The organism is Oryzisolibacter propanilivorax, assembly GCF_900103645.1.
GTDB classification, from domain to species: domain Bacteria; phylum Pseudomonadota; class Gammaproteobacteria; order Burkholderiales; family Burkholderiaceae_C; genus Melaminivora; species Melaminivora propanilivorax.
The window spans coordinates 250653-267264 of sequence record NZ_FNHP01000001.1; the positions used below are offsets into that span (position 1 = coordinate 250653).

14 protein-coding genes are annotated in these 16612 nt (G+C 69.9%); 3 read left to right on the forward strand and 11 right to left on the reverse strand.

Going from position 1 to position 16612, the window contains the following annotated elements:
* Positions 1-59: 59 nt before the first annotated feature.
* Genes BLQ61_RS01130 through BLQ61_RS01140 form a run of 3 tightly spaced genes read right to left on the reverse strand, consistent with a single transcriptional unit; the run spans position 60 to position 3852 of the window.
* Positions 60-2564, reverse strand: coding sequence for a cbb3-type cytochrome c oxidase subunit I (locus BLQ61_RS01130; protein WP_091565631.1), 2505 nt, complete (start codon positions 2562-2564; stop codon positions 60-62).
* Positions 2561-3484, reverse strand: coding sequence for a cytochrome c oxidase subunit II (locus BLQ61_RS01135; RefSeq protein WP_091565634.1), 924 nt, complete (start codon positions 3482-3484; stop codon positions 2561-2563). The genes BLQ61_RS01130 and BLQ61_RS01135 overlap by 4 nt, the downstream gene beginning before the upstream one ends.
* Positions 3481-3852 carry a c-type cytochrome gene (locus tag BLQ61_RS01140; RefSeq protein ID WP_091565637.1) on the reverse strand — a complete coding sequence of 124 codons (372 nt, stop codon included), beginning with the start codon at positions 3850-3852 and terminating at the stop codon, positions 3481-3483. The genes BLQ61_RS01135 and BLQ61_RS01140 overlap by 4 nt, the downstream gene beginning before the upstream one ends.
* Positions 3853-3901: 49 nt before the next feature.
* Between BLQ61_RS01140 and BLQ61_RS01145 the strand changes: the two genes are divergently transcribed.
* The 3 genes from BLQ61_RS01145 to BLQ61_RS01155 all read left to right on the forward strand — a co-directional run bounded on the left by BLQ61_RS01145 (position 3902) and on the right by BLQ61_RS01155 (position 6141).
* Complete coding sequence (locus tag BLQ61_RS01145) at positions 3902-4765, forward strand: c-type cytochrome (RefSeq protein WP_091565639.1); 864 nt, start codon at positions 3902-3904, stop codon at positions 4763-4765.
* Positions 4766-4859: 94 nt separating this feature from the next.
* Positions 4860-5618, forward strand: coding sequence for a 2OG-Fe dioxygenase family protein (locus tag BLQ61_RS01150; RefSeq protein WP_091566443.1), 759 nt, complete (start codon positions 4860-4862; stop codon positions 5616-5618).
* 82 nt (positions 5619-5700) lie between these two features.
* On the forward strand, positions 5701-6141 hold the full coding sequence (locus BLQ61_RS01155) for a universal stress protein (RefSeq protein ID WP_091565642.1): 441 nt from the start codon (positions 5701-5703) through the stop codon (positions 6139-6141).
* A 92-nt stretch (positions 6142-6233) separates the two neighbouring features.
* On the opposite strand, the gene bktB is transcribed toward BLQ61_RS01155, so the two are convergent.
* From bktB to gcvT, 8 genes are all read right to left on the reverse strand, one after another.
* Positions 6234-7418 (reverse strand): beta-ketothiolase BktB, encoded by a 1185-nt coding sequence (gene bktB / locus BLQ61_RS01160; protein WP_091565645.1) that lies wholly within the window; start codon positions 7416-7418, stop codon positions 6234-6236.
* A gap of 94 nt (positions 7419-7512) precedes the next feature.
* Positions 7513-8268, reverse strand: coding sequence for an SDR family NAD(P)-dependent oxidoreductase (locus BLQ61_RS01165; protein WP_091565647.1), 756 nt, complete (start codon positions 8266-8268; stop codon positions 7513-7515).
* 13 nt (positions 8269-8281) lie between these two features.
* Positions 8282-8947 (reverse strand): RluA family pseudouridine synthase, encoded by a 666-nt coding sequence (locus BLQ61_RS01170; protein ID WP_091565650.1) that lies wholly within the window; start codon positions 8945-8947, stop codon positions 8282-8284.
* A complete protein-coding gene (locus tag BLQ61_RS01175; protein WP_091565653.1) occupies positions 8940-11174 on the reverse strand; it encodes a hybrid sensor histidine kinase/response regulator in 2235 nt (744 codons plus the stop codon). Before BLQ61_RS01175 ends, BLQ61_RS01170 begins: the two co-directional genes overlap by 8 nt.
* A 67-nt stretch (positions 11175-11241) precedes the next feature.
* Positions 11242-11646: an FKBP-type peptidyl-prolyl cis-trans isomerase gene (locus tag BLQ61_RS01180; protein ID WP_091566445.1), complete on the reverse strand. Its 405-nt coding sequence runs from the start codon at positions 11644-11646 to the stop codon at positions 11242-11244.
* Between the two features lie 82 nt (positions 11647-11728).
* Complete coding sequence (gcvP, locus tag BLQ61_RS01185) at positions 11729-14689, reverse strand: aminomethyl-transferring glycine dehydrogenase (protein WP_091565654.1); 2961 nt, start codon at positions 14687-14689, stop codon at positions 11729-11731.
* Between the two features lie 289 nt (positions 14690-14978).
* Positions 14979-15353, reverse strand: a complete 375-nt coding sequence (gcvH, locus tag BLQ61_RS01190) for a glycine cleavage system protein GcvH (protein WP_091565657.1) — start codon at positions 15351-15353, stop codon at positions 14979-14981.
* A gap of 87 nt (positions 15354-15440) precedes the next feature.
* Positions 15441-16580, reverse strand: coding sequence for a glycine cleavage system aminomethyltransferase GcvT (gene gcvT, locus BLQ61_RS01195; protein WP_091565661.1), 1140 nt, complete (start codon positions 16578-16580; stop codon positions 15441-15443).
* Positions 16581-16612 lie beyond the last annotated feature (32 nt).

Sequence of the window (16612 nt, forward strand, 5' to 3'; positions counted from 1 at the left end):
GCGCTGTAGTCCGAAACCGCATCCGGATGTGAAGCCTTGAACTTGTCTCTGGATTCGGCTCAATCGCCCATCCAGCCGGGCAGCAACCTAACCAGGGTCATGGAAACCAGCGTCTGCAGGACCAGCGCATGCCACAGCAGCGCGGTGTTGTCCAGCGTGGCGCGTGCGTCGCAGCGCAGATGGCCTGCGCACGAGCGCGCCAGCAGGTATAGCCCCATGACCGCCAGTACCAGGCTATGGAACCCCTGCCAGGACAACAGCGCTGCGACGCTCGCGCTCCAGGCATTGGCGCGCGGTGACAGGCCAAGCCGTAGATGGCTGGCCAGATCCAATGCCACCGCACTCAGCAGGCATACCAGTGCCAGCACCACCATCAATCGCAGCCAGCTCTGGCGCTGCAGGCAGCGTGTCGCGCCTAGCATCAGCACGGACGAGGCTGTCAGCAGCGCGACCGGCCCCCACCCGTCCGGCAATTTCGCACCAGGAGGCGGACATACGTCCAGCGCCATCGAGACGTGGACGTGCGCGAAAGCGAAGGAGGCGAAGATGGTGGCGTCGACCGCCGCCGTGATCGCCATGGCCCACCAGGAATGTGTGGCCCTGCCAACGGCCAGCGTTGGCACGCTGACGCCCATGCCGATCGTGGCCAGCGGGCTCGGTGCCGGGCGATCCGTTGCCCAGAGCCAGAACAGCATTGCCGCCAGCGACAGTGCAGCTGCGGCGAATGCCGCAGTGATCCAGCCTACGGTGAGCAGCAGGAAAAAACCTGCCGTGCCGGCCGCTGCCGCGAAAGGCGACCAGCCGTCTCCTGGCAGGCGCAGCAGGTGCCGGATATCGGCAGCCATCGGGCTGGTCACCAGCGTCTCGCGGCCACCGAAGACCGTGCCTGGCAGCCAGTGTCGGCCATCCGCCACCTCCAGCTCCAGGCCTGGCTGGTGCCACAGCGGCTCGCGCGAAGTGATCTGCGGGATGCTGCGCACGCCGTAGTCGCCTTGCGGCAGCCACTCCAGAGAGTCTGCGCCCCAGAGGTTGCCGGGGAGCACGGAAGGCCTGCGCAGCGTGCGCATCAGATCGGCCAGGCACACTAGCACCCCCGCCGCGAAAATGAACGCGCCAGCGGTGGCTAGCAGGTTCCACAGGGTCCAGTCCAGTCCCGCGGCATAGGTATAGACGCGGCGCGGCATGCCCAGCAGGCCGGCGATGTGCATGGGAAAGAACGCCAAGTTGAAGCCGCCCAGCATCAGGCCGAAACTCCAGCGGCCGGCACGCTCGGACAGCCGGTGGCCGTTGACCAAAGGCGCCCAGTAGTAGATGCCCGCGAACAACGGAAACACCATGCCGCCGATCAGCACGTAGTGCAGGTGCGCCACGACGAAGTAACTGTCGTGCGCCTGCCAGTTGAACGGCAGCACGGCCAGCATCACGCCGGTCAGGCCGCCGAGCACGAAGATGACGTGAAAGCCCAGCAGGAACAGCGTCGGCGTCACCATGCGCGGACGGCCCTGCCAGAACGTGCCGATCCAGGCGAACACCTGTACGGCACTCGGTATCGAGACCGCGAAGCTGGCCACCGAAGTCAGCTGCAGCGCCAGTGGCCCCAGCCCGGCGGTGAACATGTGGTGCATCCACAGCAGGAAGCTGATGGCGCCCACGCCTGCCAGCGCCCAGACGATGGCCCGATACCCCAGCAGCGAAGAGCCCGCCAGCACCGGCACCATCATCGACACCATGCCGGCGGCCGGCAGGAAGATGATGTAGACCTCCGGATGGCCGAAGAACCAGAACAGGTGCTGCCACAGCAATGGGTCGCCGCCGCGCGCGGCAATGAAGAATGGCCAGTCGAAGGCACGCTCCAGTTCCAGCAGCAGCGTGCCGGCGATCAGCGCTGGAAAGGCCAGGATAACCATCAGCGCCATGACCAGCGCCGCCCAGGCGAACACCGGCATGCGCATCAGCGTCATGCCTGGCGCGCGCGTGAACAGGATGCCGACGATCAGCTCGATGGCGCCGGCAATGGCCGAGATTTCGATGAAGCCGATGCCCAGCAGCCACCAGTCGGCGCCGATGCCGGGCGAATACTCCTTTCCCGTCAGTGGCGGGTACATGAACCAGCCGCCGTCGGGCGAGGCACCGAAGAACAGGGTGCAGAAGAACGCCACGCCACCGATGGCGTAGGCCCAGAAGGCATAGGCCGACAGACGCGGAAACGGCAGATCGCGCGCGCCCAGCATGTTGGGCAGCAGCCAGACGGCGACCGCCTCGACCACTGGCACGGCGAACAGGAACATCATCACCGAACCGTGCATGGTGAACAGCTGGTTGTAGGTGCTGGCGCTCACCAGTGCGTTGCCCGGCAGCGCCAGTTGCGCGCGCATGAGCAGTGCCAGCGCTCCGGCCAGCACGAAGAACAGCAGCGCTGTGCCCAGGTAGTACAGCCCGATCTGGCTATTGTTCACCGCCGTCAGGCGGCGCCAGCCAGTGGGTGGGCGCCAGGCGTCCTGCAGCGCCTGTAGCTCGCCCGCAGGGCGCGGCAGTGCATTGGGCAGGACTGGGGGCTGGTTCATTGCAACGATCCCAGCCAGTCGGCGATGGCATGCAGCGTGGCATCGTCCAACCGGTCATAGGAGGGCATGCGCGCTCCGGGCTTGACCTGCTGAACGTGCGCCAGCCAGCGCTGGCGACCCTCTGCACTGTTGGCCAGCGTGCCGGCACCTACAAAAAAGCGGCTGCCGACGTGCGTCAGATCAGGCCCCAGGCGACCCGCCGTGCCGGTGCCACGCACTGCATGGCAAGCGTCGCAGCGCTGAGCCAGGAAGGCATCTCGGCCCCGAGCCTGCAGGCCCGTCGCGGGAGCGGCGGCCGGCCGGGCCTGCGCCTGCAGCCAAGCGTCAAAATTCGCCGGCGGTAGACCCACTACGTGCAGTGCCATCTGCGCGTGCTGGTCGCCGCAGAACTCGGCGCACTGGCCACGCCAGGTGCCCGGCCGGTCAACCTGTACCAGCAGATGCTGCATGCGACCGGGCAGCATGTCCATCTTGCCCGCCAGCTGCGGTACCCAGAAGCTGTGGATCACGTCCGCGCTGGCCAACGCCAGGTACACCGGCCGCCCCACGGGGAGGTGGATCTCATTGGCCGTGGCAATGTCCTGCCCGGTCGCCGGATCGCGGTAGCGCACCTCCCACCACCACATGTGCGCCTTCACGGTGACGATGAGCGCGTCCGCCGGTGGCACCGGCTTCCAGGCCGGCGTGTGCGGGAGCGTCCAGGCGGCCAGCGCGGCCAGCAACACGCCGGGAAGCAGCAGCCCCGCGCCCCAGATCCAATGCGCCGGCCGCACGGCACCCTTGCGCTGGCGCAGCGACGCACCCAGCAGCGCCATCACGCCCAGGAAAATGGCCGCGCCGCCGGCCACCAGCACCCAGGTCACAGTCTCGATCTGGCGGGCTGCCTCGCCCGCGGACTGCAGCGCACCGCCCATGCTCATTGCAACGACAGCAGGTATGCAGCCATGGCCCGGGCCTGCTCGGGCGATACACCCATGCGCGGCATGGCGGTGCCCGGCACCAGGGCAGGTGGATCCACGATCCAGCGCGCCAGCAGGTCACCGCGGTTGGGCAGGCGGCCAGCGATGTAGTTGCGGCGGCCCCACGATCTGAGGGTCTGCGCCACCTCGCCACGTGCCGCCGGCACGCCGGGGATGGTGTGGCACGAACCGCACTGGTACTGCGCCAGCAGCTGGCGGCCACGCTCGATACTGGCGCGCGCGGGTGCCGGCTCGCGCGGCTGCGCCATCGCCAAGCCGATGGACAGGGCGGGCGCCAGCGCGAGGCAGGGCGTGAACCAAGCATGCATCGGGGAATTCTGACGTACGCCGGGGCAAACGGGCCCAGAATGCCGCGGCATGCGCCGAGTCCGTTTGTTTCTGGTCGTTGCCGCTACTGGCGGTGTGCTGCTGCTGGCGGCGCTGGGCAGCGCGGCGCTGCTTCTCTACACCGGCGTCTATGACGTGTCGGCCACGCGCCAGCACTGGCAGCCGGTGTATTCCACGCTGGCCTATGCCATGCAGCGCTCGGTGAAGCATCGCGCGCGGGACATCGAGGAGCCGCCGCTGGCGGACCCATTGCGCCTGCTGCGCGGCGCGGCGTGCTTTCAGGCCAAGTGTGTCCAATGCCACGGCGCCCCGGGTGTGTCACAGGGCGATGTGGGCAAGAGCTTGCAGCCATTGCCCGGCCCGCTGGTCGATGCGCGCCAGCACTGGCGCCCGCGCGAACTGTACTGGCTGGTGCGCAACGGGCTGAAGATGACCGGCATGCCGGCCTGGCAGTACCGCCTAAAAGACGACGAGATCTGGGATGTGGTCGCCTTCATGCAGCACCTCCCAGAGCTGAATGCCAGCCAGTATGGGCAATGGCAGCGCGACGCGCGCGCGATGCGCGGCAGCGCGACCTGCGGCCGGAGCAGTGCCACGCCGGCGCCCGGGCAGGCGCCCGATGCGCGGCGCGGACGTCAGGCGTTGCACCAACATGCCTGCACTTCATGCCACCAGATTCCGGGCGTGACCGGAGCCCCCGCGCTGGTGGGCCCGCCGCTGGATGCGCTGGGCCGGCGCGTGCTGATCGCCGGCACGCTGGACAACACGCCGCAAAACCTGGTGCGCTGGATCATGCACACGCAGCAGGTCAAGCCGGGCACCGCCATGCCCGAGCTGGACGTGCCGCTGCAGGATGCGCGTGACATGGCGGCTTATCTGTCCACGCTGCACTGAACGCCTTTACACAGGCGATTGGCCGCACGCAAATGGCGGGCGTTTTGCCGTCAGGTCGCAGGCCGGCCCAAAGGTCATGCCCTACATTCAGCGCATGGCCCACATCACCTTTTCTCCTCCCTACACCACGCCCTGCCACGTTGTGGAGCAGCTGCGCGACCGCGGCTACGCCGTGCTGCGCCCGCAGGACACGGCCGAGTGGGCCGGCTGTTCCCTGGCCGAGCTGCAGGCGCTGCAGGGCGACTGGGCCAGCCTGCCACCGGATGAGTTCCTGAAGGACGGCGGGCGCTATCGCAACCGCCGGCACGCCAGCTTCGTGCTGGAAGGCGACCAGGTACAGCTGGCGCCGCACCGCGCGCACTACCAGCCGGTGGAATACAACGCACTGCACGGCGGCATGCGCCGCTGGTTCGCCCCCATGCGCGACACCACCGTGGCGCAGCGCGGCTGGCAGGCGCTGGTGCGCGCGGTAGCCAGCACCACGCGCGCAGTGCTGGCGCCGGATGAGGCGCGCTGGTTCGTCGAGGCGCATCAGTTCCGCATCGATACCGAGGGCGGCATCGGCCGGCCTACGCCCGAGGGCGCACACCGCGACGGCGTGGACCTGGTGGCGGTGCTGCTGGTCGAGCGCCACGGCATCAAGGGCGGCGAGACGCGCATTTTTGAGGCCACCGGCCCCAGCGGCCAGCGCTTCACGCTCAGCGAGCCGTGGTCCATCATGCTGCTGGACGACGCGCGCATGATCCACGAGACCACGCCGATCCAGCCCGAGGGCGCGCACGGCTGGCGCGACACGCTGGTGCTGACCTGCCGGCGGGGCAGCTTTCTGGGCGATGATGCACCGGGCGATTGATCCGTGGCAGGGTGCATCGTGCACGACACGGCACACTGGGCGTGGTCGATCTTCCAGTCACCCATAACGTAGGAGGTATGCCATGTTCCAGCACATTCTGGTTCCCGTCGATGGTTCCGAGACATCCATGAAGGCCGTGGCCAAAGCCGCGGCCCTGGCCAAGACGTTCGGCAGCAAGGTGACGGTGATGTACGTGCTCGACCCGTACCCGTTCACCGGCGTGGGCGCCGACTTTGCCTATGGCCAGGCGCAGTACCTGAGCGCCGCCACGGCCGAGGCCAATACTGCGCTGGACGCGGCCAAGGCAGCGGTGATGCAGGCCGGGATCCCGAATGTCGAATCGGTGGTGGGCGAGGGCCACGCCATCCATGACGGCATCGTGCGCGCGGTCGAGAGCACCGGCGCCGACCTGGTCGTCATGGGCTCGCATGGCCGGCGCGGGCTGGAAAAGCTGGTGTTGGGCAGTGTCACCCAGCGAGTGCTGGGCGTGGTGCATGTGCCGGTGCTGGTGGTGCGCGACTGACATCCGGCGGCCTGCGCGCGCCATGCAAAACGGCTGCCGCGGCAGCCGTTTTTGTTGGTGCTGCCATGCCGGGTGGGAGGCCCAGCAGGCGCTCACAGGCGCTCGAAGATCGCCGCGATGCCCTGGCCGCCGCCGATGCACATCGTCACCAGCGCGTAGCGGCCCTGGATGCGTTGTAGCTCGTGCAGCGCCTTGACGGTGATGACGGCGCCGGTGGCACCGATCGGGTGGCCCAGCGAGATGCCCGAGCCGTTCGGGTTGACCTTGGCCGGGTCCAGGCCCAGGTCGCGCGTCACGGCGCAGGCCTGCGCGGCGAAGGCCTCGTTGGCCTCGACCACGTCCAGGTCGGCCACCGTGAGGCCGGCCTTCTTCAGTACCGCCTGCGTCGCCGGCACCGGGCCGATGCCCATGTATTTCGGATCGACGCCGGCGTGCGCGTAAGCCACCAGGCGCGCCATGGGCCTGGCGCCGCGCGCTTGGGCCACCTGCGCGTCCATCAGCACCAGCGCGGCGGCGGCGTCGTTGATGCCCGAGGCGTTACCGGCGGTCACCGTGCCGTTGTCCTTGGTGAAAACGGGTTTCAGCTTGGCCATGTCGTCCATGGTGGCGCCAGCGCGGAAGTGCTCGTCGGTGGCGTATTGCACCTCGCCCTTTTTCGACTTCAGCGTCACCGGCACGATCTGGTCCTTGAAGTAACCGGCCTGCGTGGCGCGCTCGGCGCGGTTGTGGCTCTCCACCGCCAGGCGGTCCTGGTCCTCGCGGGTGATGCCCCACTTGGCGGCGATGTTCTCGGCCGTCACGCCCATGTGGATGTTGTGGAACGGGTCGTGCAGCGCGCCGACCATCATGTCGATCATCTTGAAGTCGCCCATGCGCGCGCCCCAGCGGCTGGCCAGGCTGGCGTAGGGTGCGCGGCTCATGTTTTCTGCGCCGGCGCCGATGGCTACGTCGGCGTCGCCCAGCAGAATGCTCTGCGCGGCCGAGACGATGGCCTGCAGGCCCGAGCCGCACAGGCGGTTGACGTTGAACGCCGGGGTCGATTCGGCGCAGCCGCCCTCGATGGCCGCCACGCGCGACAGGTACATGTCGCGCGGCTCGGTGTTCACGACGTGACCGAACACGACGTGGCCCACGTCCTTGCCTTCGACGCTGGCGCGCGCCAGCGCCTCGCGCACCACGGTGGCGCCCAGCTGGGTGGGCGGTACATCCTTCAGGCTGCCGCCAAAGGTGCCGATGGCGGTGCGCACGGCGCTGACGACGACGACTTCACGGGTCATGGAACAACTCCTGTTTTGGGAAAGTAAGAATCAAATCGGCCTTCAGCCTTTGTAAATAAAGGGCCGATAGCTATGTTTTCAATAGTAAAACGGATCAGGCGTCGCGCACGTCGGCGACCGGGGCGGCGCCGAAGTCCGGCCGCGCCAGCCAGGCCAGCACCCGCTTGGCCGCATCGTCGGGCGAGGTCAGCAGGCCGCCGGCCTTGAGCTGCGCGAAGTTGCCGACATCGGGGAACTGCGCTGCGTCGGCGCTGCGCAGCTGGACCTGCATGTCGGTGTCGATCACGCCTGGCGCCAGCGAGCACACGCGCGCGCCGTGCGGCTTGGCCGCCTCGTCCAGCGCCAAGCAGCGGGTGAAGTGGTCCATGCCGGCCTTGGCGGCGCAGTAGGCGGACTGCGACGCCATGGGCCGCCGCCCCAGGCCTGAGGAGATATTGAGCACCTTGCGCGGCACGCCCCACTCTTCGGTGGCGGCCAGAAACGCGGCGGTGAGCTGCATGGGCGCCTCCAGCCCCACGCGCAGCGCGCGCGCCAGCTCGGCCGGGTCGCTGGCCGACAGCGGCGCGATGGCTGGGATGACACCTGCGTTGTTGATCAGCGTGGCGCTGGCGAAGCGTCCGGCGCCCTGCTGCGCCAGCCACTCGCGCAGCCGGGCAGCGGCTGCTGCGCCGTCGCTCAGGTCCAGCGTCCATTGCTGCAGGCTGCCGCTGCTGGACTGCAGCTCGGCGCTGGCATGGCGGGCGATGCTGACCAGGAAGTGGCCGTCGGCCAGCAACTGGCGCGCCATGGCCTGGCCCATGCCACGCGAGCCGCCGGTGAGGATGGTGAGGTGCTGCGGTGTGCTTGTCATGCGCCGATGGTAGTCAGAAAGGGCAGGGCGACTCGACACGCAGGCGACCACCGTGCATTGGGTGCGTCAGCTCCAGGCGGCAGGCGTGCAGCAGCAGGCGTGCTGCCTGCGCCTGCGCGCTGCCCGTGCCATACAGCGCGTCGCCCAGGATGGGGTGGCCGATGGCGGCCAGGTGCACGCGCAGTTGGTGGGTGCGGCCGGTGACCGGCTGCAGTTCCAGCCGGGTGCGCTGCGCATCCGCCTGCGCACCGGGCAGGCAGCGCCAGCGCGTCAGGCTGGGCTTGCCGTGCGCCGGATCGACCACCCGCAGCGGCCGGCGCTCCCAGTCGGCGGCAATCGGCAGGTCGATGGCGTGCCAACCCCCGTCCGCCCCGGCGGGCACGCCCTGCACCACGGCCTGGTAGCGCTTGTCCACCCGTTGCGCGGCAAAGGCCTGGCCCAGCGCACGCTGCATCTGCAGGCTGCGCGCCATCAGCACCAGGCCGGAGGTGGCCTGGTCGAGCCGGTGCACCACCAGCGCGTCCGGCCAGCGCTGGAGGGCGCGGGCACTCAGGCAGTCCTGCTTGTCCGGGCCGCGGCCGGGCACGCACAGCAGCTCGGCGGGCTTGTCCAGCACCAGCAGGTGCGCGTCCTCGTGAAGGCACACCACGCCGTCTGCAACGGCCGAAGCCTCAGCCATGCACCAGCCGGTCCACGGTGGCGCACAGCTCCTGCACGTCGTTGGGCTTGTGGATCAGCGCGCGCGCGCCCTCGGCCAGGGCCTGCTGCTCGATGTCGGCGGTGACGTAGCCCGAGGCCAGGGCGATGGGTAGGTCGGCGCGGATGGCGTGCGCCGCGCGCACCAGGTCCAGGCCGGAGAAACCCGGCATGTTGTAGTCGGTCACCAGCAGGTCATAGCGCTCGGGCGCCTCCTGCAGCGCCTGCGTGGCCTGCCGCGGATCGGTGAAGCCGCTGACGACATAGCCGCGGCGGCGCAGCAGGCGCTGGACCAGCAGCACCAGCGCCTCGTCGTCGTCCACATACATGACATGGCGCTGGCGGCCGGGGGCGTCGGGCGTCGGCTCAGGCGCAGTGGCGACAAGCAAGGCGGCGGGGGCTGGCGCAGTGGCCGGGGTGGCCGTGCCGGGTGCGCCGCCATGGGCTGGCGGCGCACCGTCGTCGGCGGCCCGCAGCTTCAGCAGCGCCGGAAAGTACAGCGTGAAACGGCTGCCCTCGCCCGGCACGCTGTGCACATCCACCGCGCCCTCATGGGTACGCATCACGCCGTGCACCACCGCCAGCCCCAGGCCGGTGCCCTGACCGACCGGCTTGGTGGTGAAGAAGGGTTCGAAAATGCGCGTCAGCGTCGCCTCGTCCATGCCCGGACCATCGTCGCGCACGCTGACGGCGACGTATCGGTCGCCGGACAGGGTCAGCCGCTCACGCAGGCGCTGGGCGGGCTGCGCCACGGCAATGTCCACCTCGACCCGGCCGCGCTGCGCACCGATGGCGTGTACGGCGTTGGTGCACAGGTTCAACAGCGCCTGCTCGACTTGCGTGGCATCGGCCAGCACCGGCGGCACGCCGTCGGCCTCGTGCACCGTGAGCTCGATCTGCGGCGGCAGGGTCACGCGCAGCAGCTGCTGGGTGTCGCGCGCCACGTCGGTCAGCGACACGCGGGCGCGACGGGGCGGCTCGTTGCGGCTGAAGGTGAGAATCTGGCGCACCAGGTCGCGCGCACGCCGGCCGGCCTTGTCGATTTCCACCAGGCTGTCGCAGACAGGGCTGCCGGGCGGGCAGTCGGCACGCGCCAGCTCCACGTTGCCCAGGATGGCGTGCAGGATGTTGTTGAAGTCGTGCGCGATGCCGCCGGCCATGGTGCCCACGGCCTGCATCTTGTGCGACTCGCGCAGCTGGCCCTCCAGTTCGGCGCGGCGCGCCTCCGCGCGCTTTCGGGCCGTCAGGTCGCGCGCGAACACAGTGGTGGTCTCGCCGCCGGCGTGGCGCTCGAAGGACACGCCGATCTCCACCGCCAGCTCGCGTCCCGAGGCGGTCAGCGCCGTCATCTCGCCCAGCACCGCCTGTGTGGTCAACTGGGCGAAGGCCAGCAGCTGTTCGGCGTTGGGGATGAAGCGGGTGATGGCGCTGCCCAGGGCGTCGCTGGCCGGGCACTGGAACAGCATCGCCGCCGTGGGGTTGAAGACGGTGATGCGCTGGTGCTGGTCGACGCAGATGATGGCGTCCAGCGCCGAGTTGATGACCGCCTCCAGCCGGCGCTCGCTGGTGTGCAGCTGCTCGTTGCGCTCGCGCAGCTCGGCGGCGCTCTTTTGCAGCGCCTGGCGCTCGGCCAGCAGCGGGCCTTGGTCGATCACCGCGCACAGGAACTGGGTCAGCGGCTGCTCGTCCTCGGTGCGCGATTCGATGCGCGCGATGTGCAGGTCGCCGGTGATGGCGCGCTCGGCGTCGAGGCGGAACACCACCTCGGTGGCCTCGGCCGTGGCTTGGTGGCGCGCGGCGTCGAATGCCGCCTGCACGCGCGCCGCGTGTGCCGGGTCGACGAAGGGCATCAGCGACACCAGCGGCCGGTCGTGCTCGGCGGGCTGGAACGAGCGCTGCGCCATGGAGTTGGCCTGCACCACCATGTCGTGCTCGTCCAGCACCATGAGTGCCAGCGGCACGCTGGAAAACAGCGCCTCGAAACGCTCGCTGGCGCTCTCGGCCACCGCTTGGCTGTAGCGCAGCATGTGGTTCTGCGCTTCCAGTTCGGCCTTGGAGGCGCGCAGCTCCTCGATCAGCGCGGCCACGTCGCCCCGGGCGCGCGCGGGGCCGCGGCGCTCGTCCGCGGGCGCGGGCGCCTGGGCGGGCGCGGCGCTGCCTTCCTCGCCGCCGGCAGCGTGCATCAGAAAGGACAGGTCGGGGCGGCTCATGGGGGTTGAACGGACAAGGCAGACAGGACGGAGGGCCAGTGTAGGCCCGCCCGACCCGGGGCGGGCGTCAGCGCACCGACAGCAGCTCGACCTCGAAGGTCAGCGTGGCGTTGGGCGGAATCACGCCGCCCGCGCCGCGCGCGCCATAGGCGATGGCCGCCGGGCAGGTCAGGCGCGCCTTGCCGCCGGGCTTCATGCGCTGCAGGCCCTCGGTCCAGCAGGGAATGACGCGGTTCAGCGGGAACTCGGTCGGCTCGCCGCGCTTGTAGGAACTGTCGAATTCCTTGCCGTCGGCCAGGGTGCCGCGGTAGTGCACCTTGACGGTGTCGGTGGCCTTCGGGGGGGTGCCGCTGCCGTCCTTGAGCGATTCGTACACCAGCCCGCTGGCCGTGGTGACGGGCGCGGACTGGGCGAAGGCGGCGGGGGCCGCCAGCAGGCTGACGAGCAGGGCGCAGGCAAGGGTGGGGCGCATGGCGATCAAGGCTTTCAGGCAAAAAAAGAAGGGCCCGATAGTAGGGCCCTTCGTGCCGGCACGCCGTGGCCGGATGTATCCGTTAGTCGCTTGCGTCCAGCGGCACGCAGCTGCAGAACAGGTTGCGGTCGCCGTAGACGTTGTCCACCCGGCCCACCGGGCTCCAGTACTTGGCGCGGCGCAGCGCCGGCAGCGGGTAGGCGGCCAGCTCGCGCGGGTAGGGGTGGGGCCAGTCGGCGGCTACCAGGCGCTCGGCGGTGTGCGGGGCGTTCTTCAGCGGGTTGTCGTCGCGCGGCCAGTGGCCATTCTCGATCTGGCGGATCTCGCCCCGGATGGCGACCATGGCGTCGATGAAACGGTCCAGCTCGGCCAGGTCCTCGCTCTCGGTGGGCTCGACCATCAGCGTGTTCGGCACCGGGAACGACAGCGTGGGCGCGTGAAAGCCGTAGTCGATCAGGCGCTTGGCCACGTCCTCGGCCAGCACGCCGCTGGTGTCCTTGAACGGCCGCAGGTCCAGGATGCACTCGTGCGCGACGTGGCCGTTGGCGGAGGCATACAGCGTCGGGTAGTGGTCCTTGAGCCGCGCGCTGATGTAGTTGGCCGACAGGATGGCCACCTCAGTCGCTTCCGTCAGGCCCTGCGCGCCCATCATGCGGATGTACATCCACGAGATCGGCAGCACCGCCGCGTTGCCCAGCGGTGCGGCGCTGACGGCGCCCACGCCCGCCGCAAACAGCGCATCGCGGGCTCCGTCCGAGGCATCGGGCTGCCCGGCGCCGGCCAGTGCGCCCATGCCGGCCGCCGTGCGGTGGCCGGGCAGGTAGGGCACCAGGTCGGGCGCGACGCATACCGGCCCCACGCCGGGACCGCCTCCGCCGTGCGGGATGCAAAAGGTCTTGTGCAGGTTCAGGTGGCTCACGTCCCCGCCGAACTCGCCCGGCGCGGCCACGCCAACCAGGGCGTTCATGTTGGCGCCGTCCACGTACACGCGCCCGCCATGGGCATGCACCAGCGCGCACACCTCCTTGACCTGCTGCTCGAACACGCCGTGCGTGCTCGGGTAGGTGATCATGATGCAGGCCAGCTGCTGGCTGTGCTGCTCGCACTGCGCACGCAAATCCGCCAAGTCGATGTTGCCGTCGGCATCGCACTGCGTGACCACCACCTGCATGCCAACCATCTGCGCGCTGGCCGGGTTGGTGCCGTGGGCGCTGCTGGGGATCAGACAAACATTGCGCTGCGGCTGCCCTTGCGCGCGGTGCCAGGCCTGGATTGCCAGCAGGCCGGCGTATTCGCCCTGGCTGCCGGCGTTGGGCTGCAGGCTCACCCCCGCGTAGCCGGTGGCCTCGCACAGCCAGCGGCGCAGCTGCGCGTCCAGCTCGGCGTAGCCCTGCTGCTGGTCCGCCGGGGCGAAGGGGTGGATGTGCGCGAATTCCGGCCAGGTGATGGGAATCATCTCGCTGGTGGCGTTCAGCTTCATGGTGCAGCTGCCCAGCGGGATCATGGTGCGGTCCAACGCCAGGTCCTTGTCGGCCAGGCGGCGGATGTAGCGCAGCATGGCGGTCTCGCTGTGGTGCGTGTTGAACACCGGGTGTGTGAGGAAGGCGCTGCTGCGCTGCAGCGCGGGCGGGATCAGGGTGTCCACGCCCATCTCGAAATCGGCGAAGGTGGGCACGGCCTGGCCATCGGAGGCGAAGATGCGCCACAGCAGCTCGATGTCGGCGCGCGTGGTGGTCTCGTCCAGGGTGATGCACAGCCAGTCCTGCCAGTAGATGCGCAGGTTGGCCGCCATGGAGACTGCGCGGGCAGCTATGGATTTCGTAGCGCCACCGGTGTGCAGGCTGAGAGTGTCGAAGGCCGCGTGCTCGCGCAGCGGCGCGCCCAGCGCGCGCAGGCCCTGCGCCAGGATGGCCGTGTAGGTCGCCACGCGGCGGGCGATGCGCGTCAGGCCCTGCGGGCCGTGGTAGACGGCGTACATGCTGGCCACCACGGCCGGCAGCACCTGGGCGGTGCAGATGTTAGAGGTGGCCTTTTCGCGGCGGATGTGCTGCTCGCGCGTCTGCAGCGCCAGGCGGTAGGCCGGCTGGCCGTGCGCGTCCACGCTCACGCCCACCAGGCGCCCGGGCAGGCTGCGCTTGTAGGCGTCGCGGCAGGCCATGTAGGCGGCGTGCGGGCCGCCTGCGCCCATGGGCATCCCGAAGCGCTGCGTGGTGCCGACGACGATGTCTGCACCCCATTCACCGGGTGGCACGATCAGGGTCAGCGCCAGCAGATCGGCGCAGGCGATCACGGCGGCGCCGCGCGCGTGGGCCGCTTCGGCGGCGGCGCGCAAGCTGTCCACATCGTCGATGCGACCGCTGGTGGCTGGGTACTGCACCAGCAGCGCGAAATACTCGCCCGAGACCAGCGCGTCCCATTCCTCGCGCGAGTTCGCCAGCACCACCTCGATGCCCAGCGGCGCGGCGCGGGTCTGGATGACCTCGATGGTCTGCGGGTGTGCGTCGCCGGCGACGACGAAGCGTTGGCTTTGCGCCTTCACCGAGCGGCGCGCCAGCGTCATGGCCTCGGCCGCAGCGGTGGCCTCGTCCAGCATCGAGGCGTTGGCGATGTCCATGCCCGTCAGGTCGGTCACCATGGTCTGGAAGTTGACCAGCGCCTCCATCCGGCCCTGGCTGATCTCGGCCTGGTAGGGCGTGTACGCGGTGTACCAGGCGGGGTTTTCCAGTACGTTGCGCAGGATGACGGCAGGCGTGTGCGTGCCGTGGTAGCCCTGGCCGATGAAGCTTTTCAGCACCCGGTTCTGGCCCGCGATGGCTTTCAGCTCGGCCAGCGCCGCCGCCTCGGTCGTGGGCGCGGGCAGCTGCATGGATGAGCGGCGCGCGATGGCGCGCGGCACGATGGAGTCCACCAGCGCGCGGCGCGAGGCCGCGCCGACCACCGACAGCATGTGCGCCTGCTCGGCCGCGTCCGGGCCGATGTGGCGCGGCAGGAATTCAGTGGCGTTCTCCAGCACGGCGAGGGGCAGGGCGTCGGGCATCTGCATGGCGGGGCCTTTGCGGTATTGCTATTGAATGAGGAGCTTCAGGCCTATATAGAACAAGGGCTGAAGCGGCTTTTGACTTGGAAATGGCGCTCGGGTGGGCAGGCCCTCACCCCAACCCTCTCCCAGAGGGAGAGGGGGCAATACCGCAGGGGCGCGGGATGAGCTGGCTTCCCGTGCCGCTGGGTGAGGGGCAATACCGCGGGGACGCTGGCTGCCTGCTCTCCCTCTCCATCTGGACGAGGGCCGGGGTGAGGGCTGGCACCGCGTCCACCTCGGCTCTCATCGCCACTCAGGCGCTGGCGGCAAACTCGTTGTAGGCGGCCTCGTCCAGCAGCCCGGTCAGTTCTTTCTCGTCGCTGAGCCGAACCTTGAAGAACCAGCCGGCGCCCAGCGGGTCGCTGTTGGCCAGCGACGGGTCGTTGCGCAGCGCCTCGTTGACCTCGACGATCTCGCCCGTCACGGGCATGTAGACGTCGGCCGCGGCCTTCACGGACTCGACCACGCCCGCCACTTCGCCCTGCTTGAACGTCGCGCCCACGGCGGGCAGGTCGACGAAGACCACGTCGCCCAGCGCATCCTGCGCGTGCTGGGTGATGCCGACGATGGCCGCGGCCGGCTCGCTGGTGTCGATCCACTCGTGGTCCTTGGAATACTGGATGCTCATGGGGGCTCCGAAAATCAATCAGGGTTGGAGGAAGAAAAACGGCACGACAGCGTGCCTGCCGCCACTGTAGCGGCGGCACGGTGTATTTCAGCCGCGGTGGTAGCGCGGCGGCACGAACGGCGTGGCCGTCACCTCCATCGGCACCGCCTTGCCGCGCACCAGCGCCTGCAGCCGCGTGCCGGGCTGCGCCAGCTGCGGCGCCACATAGCCCAGGGCGATCGGCCGGTCCACGCCCGGCGCCAGCAGGCCGCTGGTGACGCGGCCGGCGGGTGTGCCGTCCAGGGTTTGCAGCTCGGTGCCGTCGCGCACCGGCACGCGCTCCAGCGCCACCAGGCCGACGCGCTTGCGCGCCACCTGCGCCGGGTCGGCCAGCTGCGCCAGCACGCGCTCGGCGCCCGGAAAGCCGCCGGCGCGGGCGCCGCCCGTGCGCCGCACTTTCTGGATGGCCCAGCCCAGCGACGCCTCGGCCGGCGTGGTGCCGGTGTCGAGGTCGTTGCCGTACAGGCACAGGCCGGCTTCCAGCCGCAGCGAATTGCGCGCGCCCAGGCCGGCCGGGCGCACCTCGGGCTGCCCCAGCAGCGCGCGCGCCAGCGCCTCGGCGTTCGCGGCGGGCACGGAAATCTCGAAGCCGTCCTCGCCGGTGTAGCCGCTGCGCGTGACGAGCAAGGGCACGCCCTGCCAGTCGAACTGCGCGCCGCCCATGAAGACCAGCTGCGTCACTTCGGGCACCAGCCGCGCCAGCGCCTGCGCCGCCTGCGGGCCCTGCAGCGCCAGCAGCGCCTGGTCCTGCAGCACGCGCACCTCGCAGCGCTGGCCGATGTGCGCGCGGATATGGGCGATGTCGCCCGCCTTGCAGGCGCCGTTGACGATCAGGAAGAACAGCTCCTCGCCTTGGCGGAAGACCATCAGGTCGTCGATCACACCGCCCTCGTCGTTCAGCAGCAGGCCGTAGCGCTGGCGGCCCAGGCCCAAGTCGATCAGGTCCACGGGCATGAGGCCCTCCAGCGCGGCGGCGGCCTCGGGGCCGGACACCAGCAGCTGGCCCATGTGCGAGACGTCGAACAGGCTGGCGCCGGTGCGCGTGTGCCGGTGCTCGGCGATCAGGCCGGCGGGGTACTGCACCGGCAGCTCGTAGCCGGCAAACGGCACCAGGCGCGCGCCCAGCTCCTGGTGCAGGGCGTGTAGCGGGGTGGTCTGCAGGGCGGTGGTGGGGATGGCGTCGGTCATGGGCAGGGCTTTCGGGCAAATGAAGGCGCAGC